The organism is Streptomyces sp. NPDC012769 (assembly GCF_042901205.1).
Classification (GTDB): Bacteria; Actinomycetota; Actinomycetes; order Streptomycetales; family Streptomycetaceae; genus Streptomyces.
In genome coordinates this window covers 1,650,228-1,665,012 of the sequence record NZ_JBIBCP010000001.1, presented here as the reverse complement: position 1 = coordinate 1,665,012, position 14,785 = coordinate 1,650,228, and the positions used below count along the sequence as shown (strand labels likewise).

The 14,785-nt window shown below is 74.1% G+C and carries 14 protein-coding genes; 9 read left to right on the top strand and 5 right to left on the bottom strand.

Going from position 1 to position 14,785, the window contains the following annotated elements; translation table 11 throughout:
- Positions 1-24: 24 nt before the first annotated feature.
- Positions 25-576, top strand: a complete 552-nt coding sequence (locus tag ACFY7C_RS07465) for an isochorismatase family protein (protein WP_389645116.1) — start codon at positions 25-27, stop codon at positions 574-576.
- Here ACFY7C_RS07465 and ACFY7C_RS07460 read toward each other — a convergent pair.
- Positions 557-1,312 (bottom strand): hypothetical protein, encoded by a 756-nt coding sequence (locus ACFY7C_RS07460; protein WP_389645113.1) that lies wholly within the window; start codon positions 1,310-1,312, stop codon positions 557-559. The genes ACFY7C_RS07465 and ACFY7C_RS07460 overlap by 20 nt on opposite strands.
- Before the next feature lie 97 nt (positions 1,313-1,409).
- On the opposite strand from ACFY7C_RS07460, the gene ACFY7C_RS07455 reads away from it, so the two are divergent.
- The 4 genes from ACFY7C_RS07455 to ACFY7C_RS07440 all read left to right on the top strand — a co-directional run bounded on the left by ACFY7C_RS07455 (position 1,410) and on the right by ACFY7C_RS07440 (position 5,155).
- Positions 1,410-1,958 carry a tetratricopeptide repeat protein gene (locus ACFY7C_RS07455; RefSeq protein WP_389645110.1) on the top strand — a complete coding sequence of 183 codons (549 nt, stop codon included), beginning with the start codon at positions 1,410-1,412 and terminating at the stop codon, positions 1,956-1,958.
- Positions 1,959-1,988: 30 nt separating this feature from the next.
- Complete coding sequence (locus ACFY7C_RS07450; protein WP_389645108.1) at positions 1,989-2,876, top strand: LysR family transcriptional regulator; 888 nt, start codon at positions 1,989-1,991, stop codon at positions 2,874-2,876.
- 74 nt (positions 2,877-2,950) lie between these two features.
- A complete protein-coding gene (locus ACFY7C_RS07445; protein WP_389645105.1) occupies positions 2,951-3,910 on the top strand; it encodes a hypothetical protein in 960 nt (319 codons plus the stop codon).
- A gap of 99 nt (positions 3,911-4,009) precedes the next feature.
- Positions 4,010-5,155 (top strand): aminopeptidase P family protein, encoded by a 1,146-nt coding sequence (locus ACFY7C_RS07440; RefSeq protein WP_389645103.1) that lies wholly within the window; start codon positions 4,010-4,012, stop codon positions 5,153-5,155.
- Between the two features lie 68 nt (positions 5,156-5,223).
- Here ACFY7C_RS07440 and ACFY7C_RS07435 read toward each other — a convergent pair whose 3' ends face one another.
- On the bottom strand, positions 5,224-5,709 hold the full coding sequence (locus tag ACFY7C_RS07435) for a carboxymuconolactone decarboxylase family protein (protein ID WP_389645100.1): 486 nt from the start codon (positions 5,707-5,709) through the stop codon (positions 5,224-5,226).
- 208 nt (positions 5,710-5,917) lie between these two features.
- Here ACFY7C_RS07435 and ACFY7C_RS07430 point away from each other — a divergent pair, with 208 nt between their 5' ends.
- Positions 5,918-6,853, top strand: a complete 936-nt coding sequence (locus ACFY7C_RS07430; RefSeq protein ID WP_389645097.1) for an RNA polymerase sigma-70 factor — start codon at positions 5,918-5,920, stop codon at positions 6,851-6,853.
- Positions 6,854-6,891: 38 nt separating this feature from the next.
- Here ACFY7C_RS07430 and treZ read toward each other — a convergent pair whose 3' ends face one another.
- Both treZ and ACFY7C_RS07420 read right to left on the bottom strand, forming a co-directional pair.
- On the bottom strand, positions 6,892-8,643 hold the full coding sequence (treZ, locus tag ACFY7C_RS07425; RefSeq protein WP_389645094.1) for a malto-oligosyltrehalose trehalohydrolase: 1,752 nt from the start codon (positions 8,641-8,643) through the stop codon (positions 6,892-6,894).
- 183 nt (positions 8,644-8,826) lie between these two features.
- Positions 8,827-9,801, bottom strand: a complete 975-nt coding sequence (locus tag ACFY7C_RS07420) for a GNAT family N-acetyltransferase (RefSeq protein ID WP_389645091.1) — start codon at positions 9,799-9,801, stop codon at positions 8,827-8,829.
- Between the two features lie 165 nt (positions 9,802-9,966).
- Between ACFY7C_RS07420 and ACFY7C_RS07415 the strand changes: the two genes are divergently transcribed.
- Complete coding sequence (locus tag ACFY7C_RS07415; protein WP_389645088.1) at positions 9,967-10,524, top strand: FHA domain-containing protein; 558 nt, start codon at positions 9,967-9,969, stop codon at positions 10,522-10,524.
- Positions 10,525-10,720: 196 nt separating this feature from the next.
- Complete coding sequence (locus ACFY7C_RS07410; RefSeq protein ID WP_389645086.1) at positions 10,721-11,788, top strand: cytochrome P450; 1,068 nt, start codon at positions 10,721-10,723, stop codon at positions 11,786-11,788.
- 57 nt (positions 11,789-11,845) lie between these two features.
- Here ACFY7C_RS07410 and ACFY7C_RS07405 read toward each other — a convergent pair whose 3' ends face one another.
- Positions 11,846-12,325, bottom strand: coding sequence for an SsgA family sporulation/cell division regulator (locus ACFY7C_RS07405; RefSeq protein WP_389645083.1), 480 nt, complete (start codon positions 12,323-12,325; stop codon positions 11,846-11,848).
- Between the two features lie 134 nt (positions 12,326-12,459).
- On the opposite strand from ACFY7C_RS07405, the gene ACFY7C_RS07400 reads away from it, so the two are divergent.
- Complete coding sequence (locus ACFY7C_RS07400; RefSeq protein WP_389645080.1) at positions 12,460-14,724, top strand: hypothetical protein; 2,265 nt, start codon at positions 12,460-12,462, stop codon at positions 14,722-14,724.
- Positions 14,725-14,785 lie beyond the last annotated feature (61 nt).

Below are 14,785 nucleotides of genomic sequence, written 5' to 3'. Positions count from 1 at the left end.
ACGGCGGGCCGGTAGCGTGGGCCCATGACCCACGCGCCGGCGCTCCTCGTCATCGACATGCAGAACGCGCTCGCCGACATCGCCCACCGGGCCGACGAGACCATCGCCGTCATCGCCGCCCTCCGCGAACGCGCCCGGGCGGCCGGCGTCCCCGTCATCACCGTCCAGCACCACGGCGGCGGACTGGAACCCGGCAGCGACGGCTGGCGGATCGTGCCCCGGCTCGCCCCGGCGGACGGCGAGACGGTCATCGCCAAGACCAGTGCCGACAGCTTCCTCGACACCGACCTGGACGCCGCCCTCCGGGCCCTCGGCACCACGGAACTCGTCGTGACCGGTTTCGCGACCGAGATCTGTGTCGACACCACCGCCCGCCGGGCCCTCAGCCACCGCTACGACCTCGTGCTCGTCGCCGACGGCCACACCACCTCCGTACGGGACGCGACCGGCCCCTACGCGGCGCCCGACGCCTCCGTCGCCCACCACAACGAGATCTTCCGCCACCTCGACTTCCCGGGGCGGTCCGTGCGCGTACTGCCGGGCGCCGCCGTGGACTTCAGCCCGCCGACAGTGTGAGGGCCGAGTTCGCGCCCGCCGCCGCGTGCGCCGCCGCCGCCCGCGCCAGGGCCCGGACGACGGGGTGGGGACGGGTGCCGTCGCCCGCCAGCTCCGGCTGGAAGAGGGTCGCCATGAAGAACGGGTGGCCGGGCAGCTCCAGGATCCGTACCTGCCCGTCCTCGTCCTCGCCCGTGAACCGCATCCCGTGCGCCCGCAAGGTGTCCAGATGGCGGCTGTCGGGGCCGTAATCGCAGTGGTAGCGCTCGGTCGACCGGTCCGCGCCGAGGACGGAGGCCGCGAGCGTGCCGGGCGTCACCCGAACCGCGCCCTCGTGGCCGACGAGCGAGCAGGCGAGCGGCGCGATCAGCAGGTCGCCGGTGTCGGCCGCCGGGTCGTTCTCGGCGTGCGCGGCCCGGGTCAGGCCGCACACGTCCCGCGCGTACTCGATCAGCGCGTGCTGGAAGCCCGCGCAGGTCCCCAGGAACGGGATCCCGTCCTCGCGGGCGGTGCGGATCGCGGCGAGCGCGCCCGCCTCGCTGGCGTACGGGCTGCCGGGGGTCAGCCACACGGCGTCGAAGCCCTTGACCGCGCCCGGCTCCTCCGCGTCGCCGCTCGGGATCCAGTACGCGTCGAGGACGAGCCCGTCGCGCTCGCCGAGCGCGTCGAGCAGCATCGGGATGCGGACATGGGACTTCACGTGCGGGGAACGGTCGCCGACCAGGGCGATCCGGGGGACGGGTGTGTGCGTGTTCATGGGGACCATCCTTGGCGCGCCCGCTCGTTCACGTCCAACGATGAAGACTGCATCGTCCATCGCGAATGCTTATCCCGCCCGGGGATAGGGTGCCGCCATGACGACCAGCGACATCGGGGACAGCCACATCGAGGACTGGGAGCGGCGTCTCGCCGCCCTCTGGGCCGAGCTCGACACGTACGAGGATCCGGCCGAGTTCCGCGCTCGCGTCGCCGAACTCGCCGGCGAGCGCCCCGCCGACGACCCGGTCGGCCTCTTCGAGCGGGGCGCCGCCCACGACTCCACCGGTGAGCCCGAGCAGGCCGTACGGTTCTACCAGCGGGCCCTGGACGGCGGGCTCACCGGCCTTCGCCGCCGCCGGGCGGTCATCCAGCTCGCCAGCAGCCTGCGCAACCTCGGCCGCCCGGACCGGAGCGTCGAACTCCTCACCGAGGAACGGGCGGTTCCGGCCGACCGGCTCGACGCCGACGAGGCCGCCCTCTCCGCCGCCGTCGACGCCTTCCTCGCACTCGCCCTCGCCGACACCGGCCGCGACCGCGAGGCCGTCTCCCTCGCCCTGGGCGCCCTCGCTCCGCTGCTGCCCCGCTACAACCGCTCCCTCGCCCACTACGCGAAGGACCTGTTGACCAGTCCCGACGGCTCCTGAGCCCGCGACGGAATCCGAGCCCGCCCGCGCATGGACCCGCACCTCCTCCGTACGTATGTCGCCGTGGCCCGGCTCGCCTCCTTCTCGGAGGCGGCCCGCGTCCTCGGCTACACCCAGTCCGCCGTCTCCCAGCACATCGCCGCCCTGGAGGGCGACCTCGGACTGCCGCTGCTCACCCGCAGGCCCGTCGCCCCCACCCCGGCCGGCGAACGGCTGCTCGAACACGCCGGCTCGCTGCTGCTGCGGCTCGACGCGGCCCGGGCCGATCTCGCCCGGTTCGCCGCCGCGCCCCGCGAGACGCTCACCCTGGTCGCCTCCCCGCTGGCCCTCCACCCCCGTACCCTCGCCGCCCTGCCCGTCACCGGCGTGACCCTGCGGGCCCTGCCGCGCGACGAGGTCCCCGCCGCCGTCGCCACCGGAGCCGCCGACCTCGGGCTCGTCGACGGCGTCGCCGCGCCCAGCGACCCGCTGCGGCTCCCCGACGTCGCCCCGCTCACCGCCCGCAGGGTCGCCGAGGAACCCCTCGCCGTGGTCATGCCCGCCGACCACCCGCTCGCCGGACGCACCGGGCTCGACCTCGCGGACCTCGGGGACGCCCGCTGGCTCGACGCCCCCGACGCCGGCATCCCGCTCGACCGGCTGCGCGCGGCGCACGGCGGCCCGGCCGGGCACGGGTTCCGCGCCGCCCTGCGCTTCGAGGGCACCGACGTCCGTACCGTCGCCGCGCTCGCCGCCGCGGGCCACGGCCTCGCGCTGCTGCCCGTCTCCGCCGGCGTACCGGGCGCGGCCGCCCTGGTGCCGCTGGCCGCGCCCCGGCTCGTCCACCGCACCGAACTGCTCCACGCGGGCGGCGAACCGGTCGGGCCGGTGGCCGAGTTGGTCCGCCGACTCTCCACCCTCACCGAGGCCGGTCGCTAGGCTGGCGGGAGCGGTGGGCGCGGTCGGGAGCGTCAGGCACGGTCGGGAACGGCGGCGACGAAAGGCGGGGCGACGTGGGGTGGTTCGGGCGAGGGCCCAGGCGGGACGGCGAGGACGCGCCGCGGGACCCCGAGTTCTCGTACTTCTCCGAGCGCGAGGCAGCCCTCTTCCGGAGCGCCGTCCGCGCGGCCTTCGCGGAGCAGGGCCTGGAGGTCACCGTCTACGCGGACTCCGTCGTCGACGACGCCGACCGCCGCTTCGGCCTCGGCAACCTCGCCGCCGTCTGCCACCAGGACCCGCGCGGCACCCGCATCTGGCCCCGGCTGATCGACCGGCACGTCCGGCTCGTGGTGCGCGCCCTCGACGGGCCCTCCGCCCTCGACACGCTGCCGCCCGAGCAGATCCACGCCCAGCTCTACCCGCGGGTCGTCAGCGGCGAGGGCATCGACCCCGACGCCTTCGGCTACGCGCGGACCGTCGCCCCCGGACTCTACGAGGTCCTCGCCCTCGACCTGCCGGAAAGCGTCATGACCCTCACCGACGAGGCCCTGGAACGGCTCGGTGACCCTGCCCGGCTGCGCGAGCGGGCGCTGAACAACCTGCGCGGGCTGCCCGTCGAGGGCCACGAGACCGTCAAGGACGCCGACGGCATGCGCTTCGAGGTGATCCTCGGCGACTCCTTCTACACCGCGAGCCGCGTCCTCGACCTCGACGCCGTCGTCCGCCGGGTCACCGGGCGCCCGCTCGGCGAGGACGGCGCCCTCGTGGCGATGCCCTTCCGGCACCAGCTCGCCTTCCACCCCATCCGGGACACCAGCATCGTGCCCGCGCTCGGCGCGATGGCCTCCTTCGCCGCCTCCGGCTACGAGGACACGCCCGGCGCCATCAGCCCGTACGTCTTCTGGTGGCGGTCCGGTACCCTCACCCAGCTCAGCGAGCACGGCGAGGAGGACGGCCGGCTGAGGATCGTGGTCGGCGACGAGTTCCAGGCCCTCCTGGAACGGCTCATCGTGCAGAACCCCGAAGCGTCCTGAGCCTGGTGCTACCTGGGCCCGGCGTTCCCGAGCCCGGCGTTGCGGGTCGCGGGGGCCGGGACCGCCCGGCAGGATGCTGTACGTCGAGGAGGAGACCCCATGCCCGAGAGCACCGGCCCCGCGCCCGGCCCCGCACCCTTCACCGCCGACGACTACCGGGCCAGGATGGCCCGCGCAGCCGACTCCGCCGCCGAGGCCGGGCTCGCCGGGATCCTCGTCGCACCGGGACCGGACCTGGTCTACCTCACCGGCTACCGGCCCACCGCGATCACCGAGCGGCTCACCGTCCTCGTCGTCGCCCCCGGCCAGGACCCGGTGCTCGTCGTCCCCACCCTGGAGGCCCCGGACGCGGAGAAGGCCCCCGGCGCCGCCGCCCTCACCGTGCGCGACTGGACCGACGGCAAGGACCCGTACGCCGTCACGGCGCCGCTGCTGGACGTCGACGGCCGCTTCGGCGTCAGCGACAACGCCTGGGCCATGCACCTGCTCGGCCTCCAGCGGTCCCTGCCCGGGACGTCGTACGTCTCGCTCACCGAGGCCCTGCCGATGCTGCGGGCCGTCAAGGACGAGCACGAACTCGCCCGTATCGCCGCCGCGGGCGCCGCCGCCGACCGGACGTACGACGAGATCCTCAAGGTCCGCTTCGCGGGCCGCAAGGAGACCGACGTGGCCGCCGACCTGGCCCGGCTGCTCCTGGAGCACGGCCACTCCCAGGTCGACTTCACCGTCGTCGGCTCCGGCCCCAACGGCGCCAACCCGCACCACGAGGCCGGCGACCGGGTCATCGAGCACGGCGACATGGTCGTCCTCGACTTCGGCGGCCTGAAGCACGGCTACGGCTCCGACACCACCCGTACCGTCCACGTGGGCGAACCGACCGACGAGGAGCGCCTCGTCCACGACCTCGTCCGGCAGGCCCAGCAGGCCGGCTTCGACGCCGTCCGTTCCGGTGCCACCTGCCAGGACGTCGACCGCGCGGCCCGCGCGGTCATCACGGACGCGGGGTACGGCGAGTACTTCATCCACCGCACGGGCCACGGCATCGGCGTCACCACCCACGAACCGCCCTACATGATCGAGGGCGAACGGCGTCCGATCGTCCCCGGCATGTGCTTCTCCATCGAACCGGGCATCTACCTCCCCGGCCGCTTCGGCGTCCGCATCGAGGACATCGTCACCCTCACCGACGAGGGCACCGGCCGCCGCTTCAACAACACCCCGCGCGAGATGGCGATCGTGGAGTGACGTCGATCGTGGAGTGACGTCGAACCCGGAGCCCGTGCTCCCGGGCCGGGCCGCGGTTCACCAGCCGGTCAGCTCGACAGGCCGGCGAAGACGCCGGGGTCGTAGGAACCTCCCCGCATGCGCGTGATCACGCCGAGCCGGTTGGCGGCGTTGATCATGGCGACCAGGGAGACCAGCGCGGCGATCTGATCGTCGTCGTAGTGCTTCCGCACCTGGGCCCACGTCTCGTCGGACACGCCCTGGTGGGCGTCGGCGAGCCGGGTGCCCTCCTCGGCCAGCGCGAGGGCGGCCCGTTCGGCCTCGGTGAACACGGTGGACTCGCGCCAGGCGGCGACCAGATGGAGCCGGAGCGGGGTCTCGCCGGCGGCCGCGGCTTCCTTGGTGTGCACGTCGACGCACCAACCGCAGCCGTTGATCTGGCTGGCGCGCAGCTCCACCAGCTCCTGGAGGGCCCTGGGCAGCGACGACTCCCGGATCGCCAGGCCGACGTGGTAGATCCGCTTGCTGACCTTGGCGCCGATCGCGTTGGTCATCAGGTTGATACGGGGTTCCATGGCTGTGTCCTCCCTGGGCGGTGGCGCGCCGCGTGGATCGTCCGTGCGGCGTCCTGACGAACACGAGATGCCGGTGCCCCGGGCCGTGTGACAGCGACGGCGGTGTGACGTGCGCCACCGGGACGGGATGTCACAGAGCGGTGGCCACCGGCATCTCGTGTGTGTTCCGCGTGGGGAACGGTCGGGAGCGAACCGAGGGGAGTCGGCCATGAGCGAGAGCGGCGAGGGGACGAGGGACACGGCCGAGCCGCCTGCCGGCGGCGGCCGGACGGACTCCGCCACCGAGGGGTTCGTCGCCCACCGCAACCTGCTGTTCACCGTCGCCTACGAGATGCTCGGCTCGGCCGCCGACGCGGAGGACGTCCTGCAGGAGACCTGGCTGCGGTGGGCGGGCGTGGATTTCGACACCGTGCGCGATCCGCGTGCGTTCCTCGTCCGGATCACCACGCGCCAGGCGCTGCAGCGGCTGCGCACGCTCCGCCGGCGCAAGGAGTCCTACGTCGGCCCCTGGTTGCCCGAGCCGCTGCTCACCGCGCCCGATGTCGCCGAGGACGTCGAGCTGGCGGACAGCGTCTCGATGGCCATGCTCCTGGTGCTGGAGACACTCGGCCCGACCGAGCGGGCGGTGTTCGTGCTGCGCGAGGTGTTCGATCTGGAGTACGACGAGATCGCGGAGGCCGTCGGCAGGAATCCGGCCGCGGTCCGCCAGATCGCCCACCGCGCGCGGGCGCACGTCGCGGCGCGCCGACCGCGCGGTGCCGTTTCCCCGGCGGAGGCCCGCGACGCGCTCGACGCCTTCCGGCGGGCGGTCGAAACGGGCGATCTGCAAGGGCTGCTCGACATCCTCGCGCCGGACGTCGTCCTGCTGGGCGACGGTGGCGGAGTCGTACAGGCCGTGCTGTCGCCCGTCGTGGGCGCCGGCGAGGTGGCCGCCCTGGTCGCCGGGCTGGCGAGGTTCGGCGCCGCGGCGACGCTGCGGCCGGCACAGGTCAATGGCCATCCGGCGCTGATCCTCCGGCTCGACGGCAGGATCGACACCGTCCTGGCGCTGCGCATCGACGACGGCCTCATCAGCGGCCTCTACGCCGTGCGCAACCCCGAGAAGCTGTCACGGGTCGAGCGGGAGACCCCGGTGAGCCGCTGAGGGCGCCTCCGGGGCCTCCGGCGCGACCTGAACCGTGGTCAGCCGTCCGTGAGGACGATCGCGGACTCCGCGGGGAGGTGGAGGAGGCCGTCCGGGGCCGGGGGATCGGTGGGGGCCCAGGCGGCGAGGACGCGGTCGTGGCCGTTGGAGCCCAGGGGGATGGCGGCGGGCTCCTTGCCGAGGTTCACCGCGACCCTGATGTCGCCGCGGCGGAAGACCAGCCAGCGGGCCTCCTCGTCATAGGCGACCTTCACGCCGGCGAGGTCCGGGTCGGTGAGGTCGGGCTGGCTGCGACGGAGGGCGATGAGCTCGCGGTGCCAGGCCAGCAGGCGCTTGTGCGGGTCGCGGGCGCGTTCGGTGCGGTCCAGGACGGAGCGGTCGCGGGTGGCCGGTTCCTGGGGGTCGGGGACGTCCTCCTCGGCCCAGCCGTGGGCGGCGAACTCCCTGCGCCGGCCGCGTCGTACGGCCTCGGCGAGCTCGGGATCGGTGTGGTCGGTGAAGTACATCCAGGGCGTGCCGGCGCCCCACTCCTCGCCCATGAAGAGCATCGGCACGGAGGGACCGGTCAGGACCAGGGTTGCCGCACAGGCGAGAAGACCGGGGGAGAGCGTGGCCGAAAGCCGGTCCCCGGTCGCCCGATTGCCGATCTGGTCGTGGGTCTGCGCGTAGCCGAGGAAACGGTGGGCGGGGGTGCGCTCGCGGTCGACGGGGCGGCCGTGGTGGCGGCCGCGGAAGGAGGAGTAGGTGCCGTCGTGGAAGAAGACCCGGGTGAGGGTCTTGGCGAGCGCGGCCATCGGGGCGCGCGCGAAGTCCGCGTAGTAGCCCTGGGACTCGCCGGTCAGCGCGGTGTGCAGGGCGTGGTGGAAGTCATCGTTCCACTGGGCGTGGATGCCGAGGCCCCCGGTCGAGCGCGGGGTGGTGGTGCGCGGGTCGCCCTGGTCGGACTCGGCGATCAGGAAGTGCTGCCGCCCCTGCTCCTTCGCCAGCTCGTCGACGGCCGCCGACAGCTCCTCCAGGAAGGTCAGCGCGCGGGTGTCGGCCAGCGCGTGCACGGCGTCGAGGCGCAGGCCGTCGACGCGGTAGTCGCGCAGCCAGGCGAGCGCGCTGCCGATGAAGTACGCCCGCACCTCGTCCGAACCGGGCGCGTCCAGGTTCACGGCGGCGCCCCACGGCGTGTGGTGGGTGTCGGTGAAGTACGGGCCGAAGGACGGCAGGTAATTCCCGGACGGGCCGAGGTGGTTGTGCACCACGTCCAGGATCACCCCGAGCCCGAGGCCGTGCGCGGTGTCCACGAACCGCTTGAGCGCCTCCGGGCCGCCGTACGGCTCGTGCACCGCCCACGGCGCGACCCCGTCGTAACCCCAGCCGTGCACCCCCGGGAACGGGCACAGCGGCATCAGCTCCACATGGGTGATGCCGAGGCCCGCGAGCTCCCCGAGGCGCTCCGCCGCCGCGTCGAGGGTGCCCTCGGGGGTGAAGGTGCCGATGTGCAGCTCGTACAGGACGCCGCTGCGCAGCCGCAGCCTCGGGGTGTCGTTGCGCCAGGCGTACGTGTCGTGGTCGACGACCGCGGCGAGACCGTCCGGGCCGTCGGGGAGGCGACGGGCCCGGGGATCGGGCAGCAGGGGGCCGTCGTCGAGGGCGAAGCCGTAGCGGTCGCCGTCGGCGGCGGGGGCGGTCCCGGTCCACCAGCCCGGGCGCTCGGCGTCCCGCTCCAGCGGGTGGCGGGCGCCGTCGAGCTCCAGCGTCACCCGGTCACGGGCGTGCGGCGCCCACACTTCGAACAGCACGCGACGGTCCCCTCGTCGAGGGCGCGCGGATATCGGATCCGATCTTCTGGACCCAGCCATCCGGATCCAACCTTCTGGATCCAATATCCCGGATCCAGTACTTCGGATCCAATATTTCGGATCCGAGCTCATGGATCCGATATCCGCGCGCCTGGTTCCACGGCTACGGGACCATCCTGACAGTCAGTCGCCCGACATGCCCGGCGCGTCCCAGACGAAGTTGATCGCCCGCTCGAAGGTGACGTAACCGGCCCGGCCGAAGGCCTTCGCCATCGGCACGTTGCCGACGTCGGTCGCCGCCCGGATCCGCGGCACGTCCTGCGCGGCGAGGACACGGGTGCCCTCGGCGAGGATCTCGTCGATGTAGCCCCGGCCGCGGTGGGCGGGCAGGACGCCGACGTACGCGATGATCGGGTGGTAGTTGTTCCGCGCGGGCACGACGAAGCCGACCGGCTCCCCGGTGTCCGCCAGCTCGGCGATCCGCCACCAGTCGCGGGGCGTGGTGTAGTGCGCGAGCTCGTCGTCGTAGTGCAGCTCGGCCGCCTCGCGCGCGGACAGACCGGACTTCAGGTCGGCCTGCCCGTGGGCGTCCAGGGTGCCCTCCATCACCGGGGTCATCAGCGCGACCAGGTCCTCGCGGTCCCTCACCGGGCGGAAGACCAGACGGTCGCCCGGCTCGGCGACGGGCGTGCCCGGCCGCCACTCCAGCCGCAGCCGCTCCACGAGCGGGCGGGCGCCCGAGCCCTCCAGGATTCCGAACAGCGTCTCCAGCCGCTCGCGGGTCTCCGGCACCTCGCGCCAGTCCGCCGGCATGAACCGCCCGAACTCCGGCCGCGCGCCGTCCCGCAGGACGGCGGCGGTCGCGCTGTCCAGGAGACGGCGACCGACCTCGGCGGCCTCCTCCGACGGCAGTTCCGGATCCAGGTCGAAGAAGTCCAGCGCCTGTGGCTCGGCGCCGGGCCGACCGGTCCACCAGCCGATGCGGCCGACCAGACGGTCACCGCGGAGCGCCACCCACAGCCACTCCGGGAGGCGGCGGCCGGTCGCGAGGTCGTCGGCGAGCTCGTGGTCGAGCACGTAGTCGAGGCGGTTGAAGAGATCGAGCTCCTGCGGTCCGGTGAGCGGCCGGACGACGAGCGGCGCAGGGTCAAGCGTCATGTAAGGGTTCCCCCGGGTAGTCGAATAGACGGCCGACCGTAGCAGCGATCACCGGGACGGGGCACGGGAGTTCCCCCGCGGGCCGCCGCCGGGACGGTCAGGGTTGTCAGGGTCGCCGGGGGCCCTTCTGGACACCCCGGGCCCTCCCGGCCGACAATCCTGGATGTGACGACCCCATTCGAGCTCCCGGCGGGCCCGCCGGACGCCCCTCGGCTGACCGACGCCGAGCGGGAGCGCGCGCTCGCGGTGCTGCGCGAGGGCGCCGCGCAGGGACGTCTGTCGCACGACACGTTCCTCTTCCGGATGGAGCGGGCGCTCGTCGCCCGTCGCTCCGACGAACTCGCGCTGCTCACCGCCGATCTCGCGACCGAGTCGACGTGGACCCGCAAGGTGGTGGGCGCGGTCGAGAAGATGTCCGCGTTCACGGCGCGGCTGGGGCGGGCCTGGCAGGCCGAGCGGCTGCCGAAACTGCTCCTGCCGCAGCCCGGGCCGCATCCCCTGCGGATCGGGCGCGACCCGGTGAACGGCCTGCGGCTCAGCCACGAGACCGTCTCCCGGCTGCACGCGGAGCTCTTCCTCCAGGGCGGCATGTGGGTGCTGCGGGACCTCGGCTCCACCAACGGCACGACGGTCAACGGCCGCCGGGTCACGGGCGCGGTGGTGGTACGGGCCGGGGACGCGGTGGGCTTCGGTCAGATGGCGTTCCGGCTGTCCCTGAACTGACGCGGGCACCCGGACCCGGCAGCCTGGCGCCCCTGAGACCTCCGTGCCTCTGAGGCCTCCGCGTCCCCGAGGCTTCCGCGCCCCTGAGGCCTGCCTGAACCCTCGAATTCACCCGTTCGGCGGTATACCTGCTGCGACCTGCGCTTCCCGGTGGTGGGCTGAGGGGACGCACGCCGCTGACCGACGAGGGGGCCAGATGAGCGACGACCACAAGCCCGCACCGCACCCCGATCCCCGACGCGCACCGCGCCCCGCCTCCCACCGCGCACCCTGGCGGGACCACTGGGCCGTCCTGCCCGCCATGGCCTCCGCCGAAAGCCCGGCCGCCACCGCCGCGACGGAACGCACGGCCCGCCGGGTCGCCCCCAGTCCCCTGGAACCGGGCACCAGCCGCGACCCGTACCGCACCTACCGGGTGCTGCGCGAGGAGTTCCCGCTGACCCACGACCCGCTGCTGCGGGCCTGGGTGCTCAGCCGGTACGCCGACGTGGCCGGCGCCCTCACCGACGCCCGCTTCGCCCACGGTCACCGGCCCGGAGACCCGCCCTGCGCCGAGACCCACACCGACGTCGACGAGGGCGAGCTGCGGGCGGTCGCCGAACGCACCGCGTTCGTCCTCGCCCGCCGGATCGCCGACCGCCGCCAGGCCGACCTGGTCGCCGACTTCTGCCACTGGCTGCCCGCGGGCACGGTCGCCGCCGCCATCGGCGTCCCCTACCGGGACATGATGCGGCTCGTCCGTGGCCGTGCCGCGTCCGCGCTCGCCGGTCAGTGCACCGGCCAGATCGCCGTACGGGAGAAGGCCCTGGCCGGCTTCCTCGCCGACGTCCTCACCGACCCCGACCTGGTCGTCGCCCTCCGCGACGCCCCTTCCGGCCTCGTCGCCCGCGCCTGGACCGAGTCCCTGCGGCGCGAGCCGCCGGTGCAGATCGTCGTGCGCCGCACCCGCGGCGAGGTCGAGGTCAGCGGCGGCACGATCCCGTCCGGCGCCCCCGTCGCCCTCCTCATCGGTGCCGCGGGCCGCGACCCCGAGCGCTTCCGCGACCCCGACCGCCACGACTTCCTGCGCGACGACCCGGGTCAGCTCACGTACGGCTCCGGCTACTGCCCCGCCGTCACCCTCGCCGCCCTGGAGGCGGAATACGCCCTGCGCGCCCTCTTCGCCACCATGCCCCGGCTCCGCCTCGCCGACGGCTTCCACCCCGAACGCACCGGCCTCATCACCCGCGCCCCCCGCAGCCTGGTGGTCCGCCCCGGCGGCTGAGGGGTCCACCCGTGAGGCGCCCACCGCACCTCACGGGTGGTTCGGTTTCTCCCGTGCCTACTGCTCCGCGCCGGACTCCGGCGCGAGCCCCGGGCCGATGTGCTCCGCCTCGGCCGCCCAGTCGATGCGTGACGACTCGGTGCCGGCCGGGACGGCGTGGAAGGTGGCGGAGAGCCAGGTGCGCAGCTCGGAGCGGTCGACGTCGACCAGAACCGGGACTCCCGTACCACCGAGGCGGATCCGCAGCCGTCCCTGGCGGCCGCCGCGCCGCAGCGGCCACAGCTGGACGTCACCGACCCCGCATGCCGTCCGGATGCCGCAGTGCAGCAGCTCGCGGGAGAGCGTCCAGTCCACCGCCCCGCCGAGCTGGCCGAAGCTGGCGCGGACCGCCCAGGGGTCGGCCGGGTCGTAGGAGAACACGACCTCGATGGGCACCTCGAGATCGCCGTGCACGCGATGTCCCGTCGTCCGCCACGGGCCGACCGGAGGCACCGCGGTCCGCCCCGTCCTGTCGTCGCGCCGCCACCGTTCGGACATGTCGCTCTCCCTTCTCCGCCTGTTCTCGCCTCCTGTGCGGGTAACCGCTGACGGCGGACCTATGCGTGAGGAGAAGCGAAAGCGAGAGTGAAATCGGTGTGCGTCCGGACGCGAGCGCCTGGGATCATGCGCGCATGCTTCCCGCCCTCGAACGTCTGGTCGTCCAGCGCACCCTCCGGATCCCCGCCCCTAGCGGACCCTCCGGTCAAGGGGCCGCCGCGACACGGCAGTTCGACGTCGCACTGATGTCCGTCGGGTTCAAGCTCTCGGCCGGGCTCCTCGCCGAGCTGTCCGGACGGGCCGAGGAGACGGTCGTCGCGACCGCCACCCGCACCCTGGACGCCGTCCGCGAGCTGGTCGGCGCACACGTCCGGCACAACCCCTACTTCGCCCGGTTCCCCGTCGGCGTTCCCGACACCGCCGACTTCTGGACCGACTGCGTCGCGCAGGCCCTGTCCGCCGACGACGCGACCCGCGCCCGGACGCTCGCCCAGCTGCGCGCCGGATCGGTGAACCTGCTGACCCTGCCGACGTACGGCCGCTATCAGCACACGTACGAGGAGATGGCCGCCGCCCATGACGAGCTGATCGCCTCGGCCGGTGACCGCGTCACCGTGCTGCACCTCGGCGCGCCCCTGGACGAGGAGGTCACCGCTCTCTACCTGGCCCTCGCCGGCAGCGTCACCCCGCTCGGCCCGGAGGCCCTGTCCGACCTGGCCGTGCTCGCCGAGCACCGCGCGGACGGGCCCCAGCCGGAGGCGATCCCGGTCCGCGAGAGCCGCGCGGTCGTCAACCGGGCCCGGCTCCGCGCCGGTCGCGGCCTCCTCCTGGACACGGTCACCGACGTCCTGCGGCTCGCCTGCGCCCTGTCGGACGGCGACGTCACGCTGCGGCAGCGCACCCGGTTCCGCACGCCGTCCCGTCCCCACCGCCGTGCCCTCCTCGCGGGCCTCGACGCGGTCGTCGCCGCGCATCCGGCCAAGCTCGCCGACGTGGCCGCCCACCGCGAGGCGTGGAAGCGGCTCGGGGAGCGGCTGCACCCGCACGAGTACCCGCAATGGCCGCACGCCGCCGAGGTGTTCGCCGTCGCCCGGGGCGAGCGGAAGGCGCCGACGCTCGCCGGCCGGGCGGAGGAACTGCTCCGCCGGGGCGAGGTCGGCGGGGCGGCCGGACTCCTGGCCGCCGCCGCGCCCGGCCTGCTGATCCGCTCCCTGGACCGCCTGCTGCGCACCGCCGGGGACGACAAGGAACTCGAGGCCGTCCTGGCCGCCGCCGAGCGGGCCGCGCCCCGCGTCTCCGGTCGGGTGGTGCTCTCCCTGCGCGAGCACCTCCAGAACCGCACGGCCCAGGCCGAGCGGCAGGACGCCGAGCTGCCGCGGGACGCCGACCTGCCGGAGGACGCCGAGCCGGATGCCGCCGGGGCCCGGCAGGACGCACCGCGCCGTGTCTTCGTCAACCCGCGGGGCAAGGCCTGGATCGCCGACGACACCCGCGCCCCGCTGCCGCCCGCCGTCCGCGACCGGCTCGTCGCACTGCTCGACGCCGAGATCCGGCGCCGTCTGCCCGTCCCGGACCGGCTGCTCGTCGACCCCGACGTGCTCGACGTCGCCCTGCCGCTGAGCGGCTGGGCGAGCGCGGCCGGCTTCGGCACCCTGCCGCGCGGCTCCGTGTCGCCGGTCGAGGGCGAACTGCTGCGCTTCTTCACGTACTGGAAGCAGGCCCGCCGCGAGACCGACCACGATCTGTCCGCGCTCATCCTGGACGACGCCTACGACACCCTCCACTGGCTCTCGTACACCAACCTCAGCACGGTCGGCGGCACGCACTCCGGCGATGTGACCGAAGCCCCGCACGGCGCCTCGGAGTTCATCGACGTGCGGCTGGCCGAGCTGCCCGGCAGCTTCGTCGTCCCCCAGGTGATCGTCTACCAGGGGGAGGCCTTCGACGAGGTGAAGGAATCGTTCTTCGGCTTCATGCTGCGCTCCGCCGACCAGCAGGGCCGCCCGTACGAGCCGCGCACGGTGCGGATGAAGTCGGAGCTGCGCGGGCCCGGCCGGGTCGCGATGCCGCTCGTCTTCCAGCGGGACGACGAGGGCCGCTGGCAGGCCCGCTGGCTGCATCTGCACATCAAGACCGGCCCGCTGCAGTACAGGGCCGAGGACAACCGGGTGACGGTCGCGGCACTGGTCCGCGACCTGGTCGCCCGGACCCCGCTGACCCTCCGGTATCTGATCGACCTGATGACGGAGGGAGGGTCCCGGACCACGCTGTGGGACGGCCGGACCCTGCCGCGCGGACCGGAACCGGTCACCTCCATCGGTCTGGAGCGCCCCGACGGTCTGGCCCCGGGCTCGTGCGTGATCACCCCGCAGAACCTGCGTGACGTGATCCCCGCCTGACTGTTACGGTCGTGCCGGGGCGAGGCCATGACGGGGCTTCCTTCTCCACCGAACTCACTTG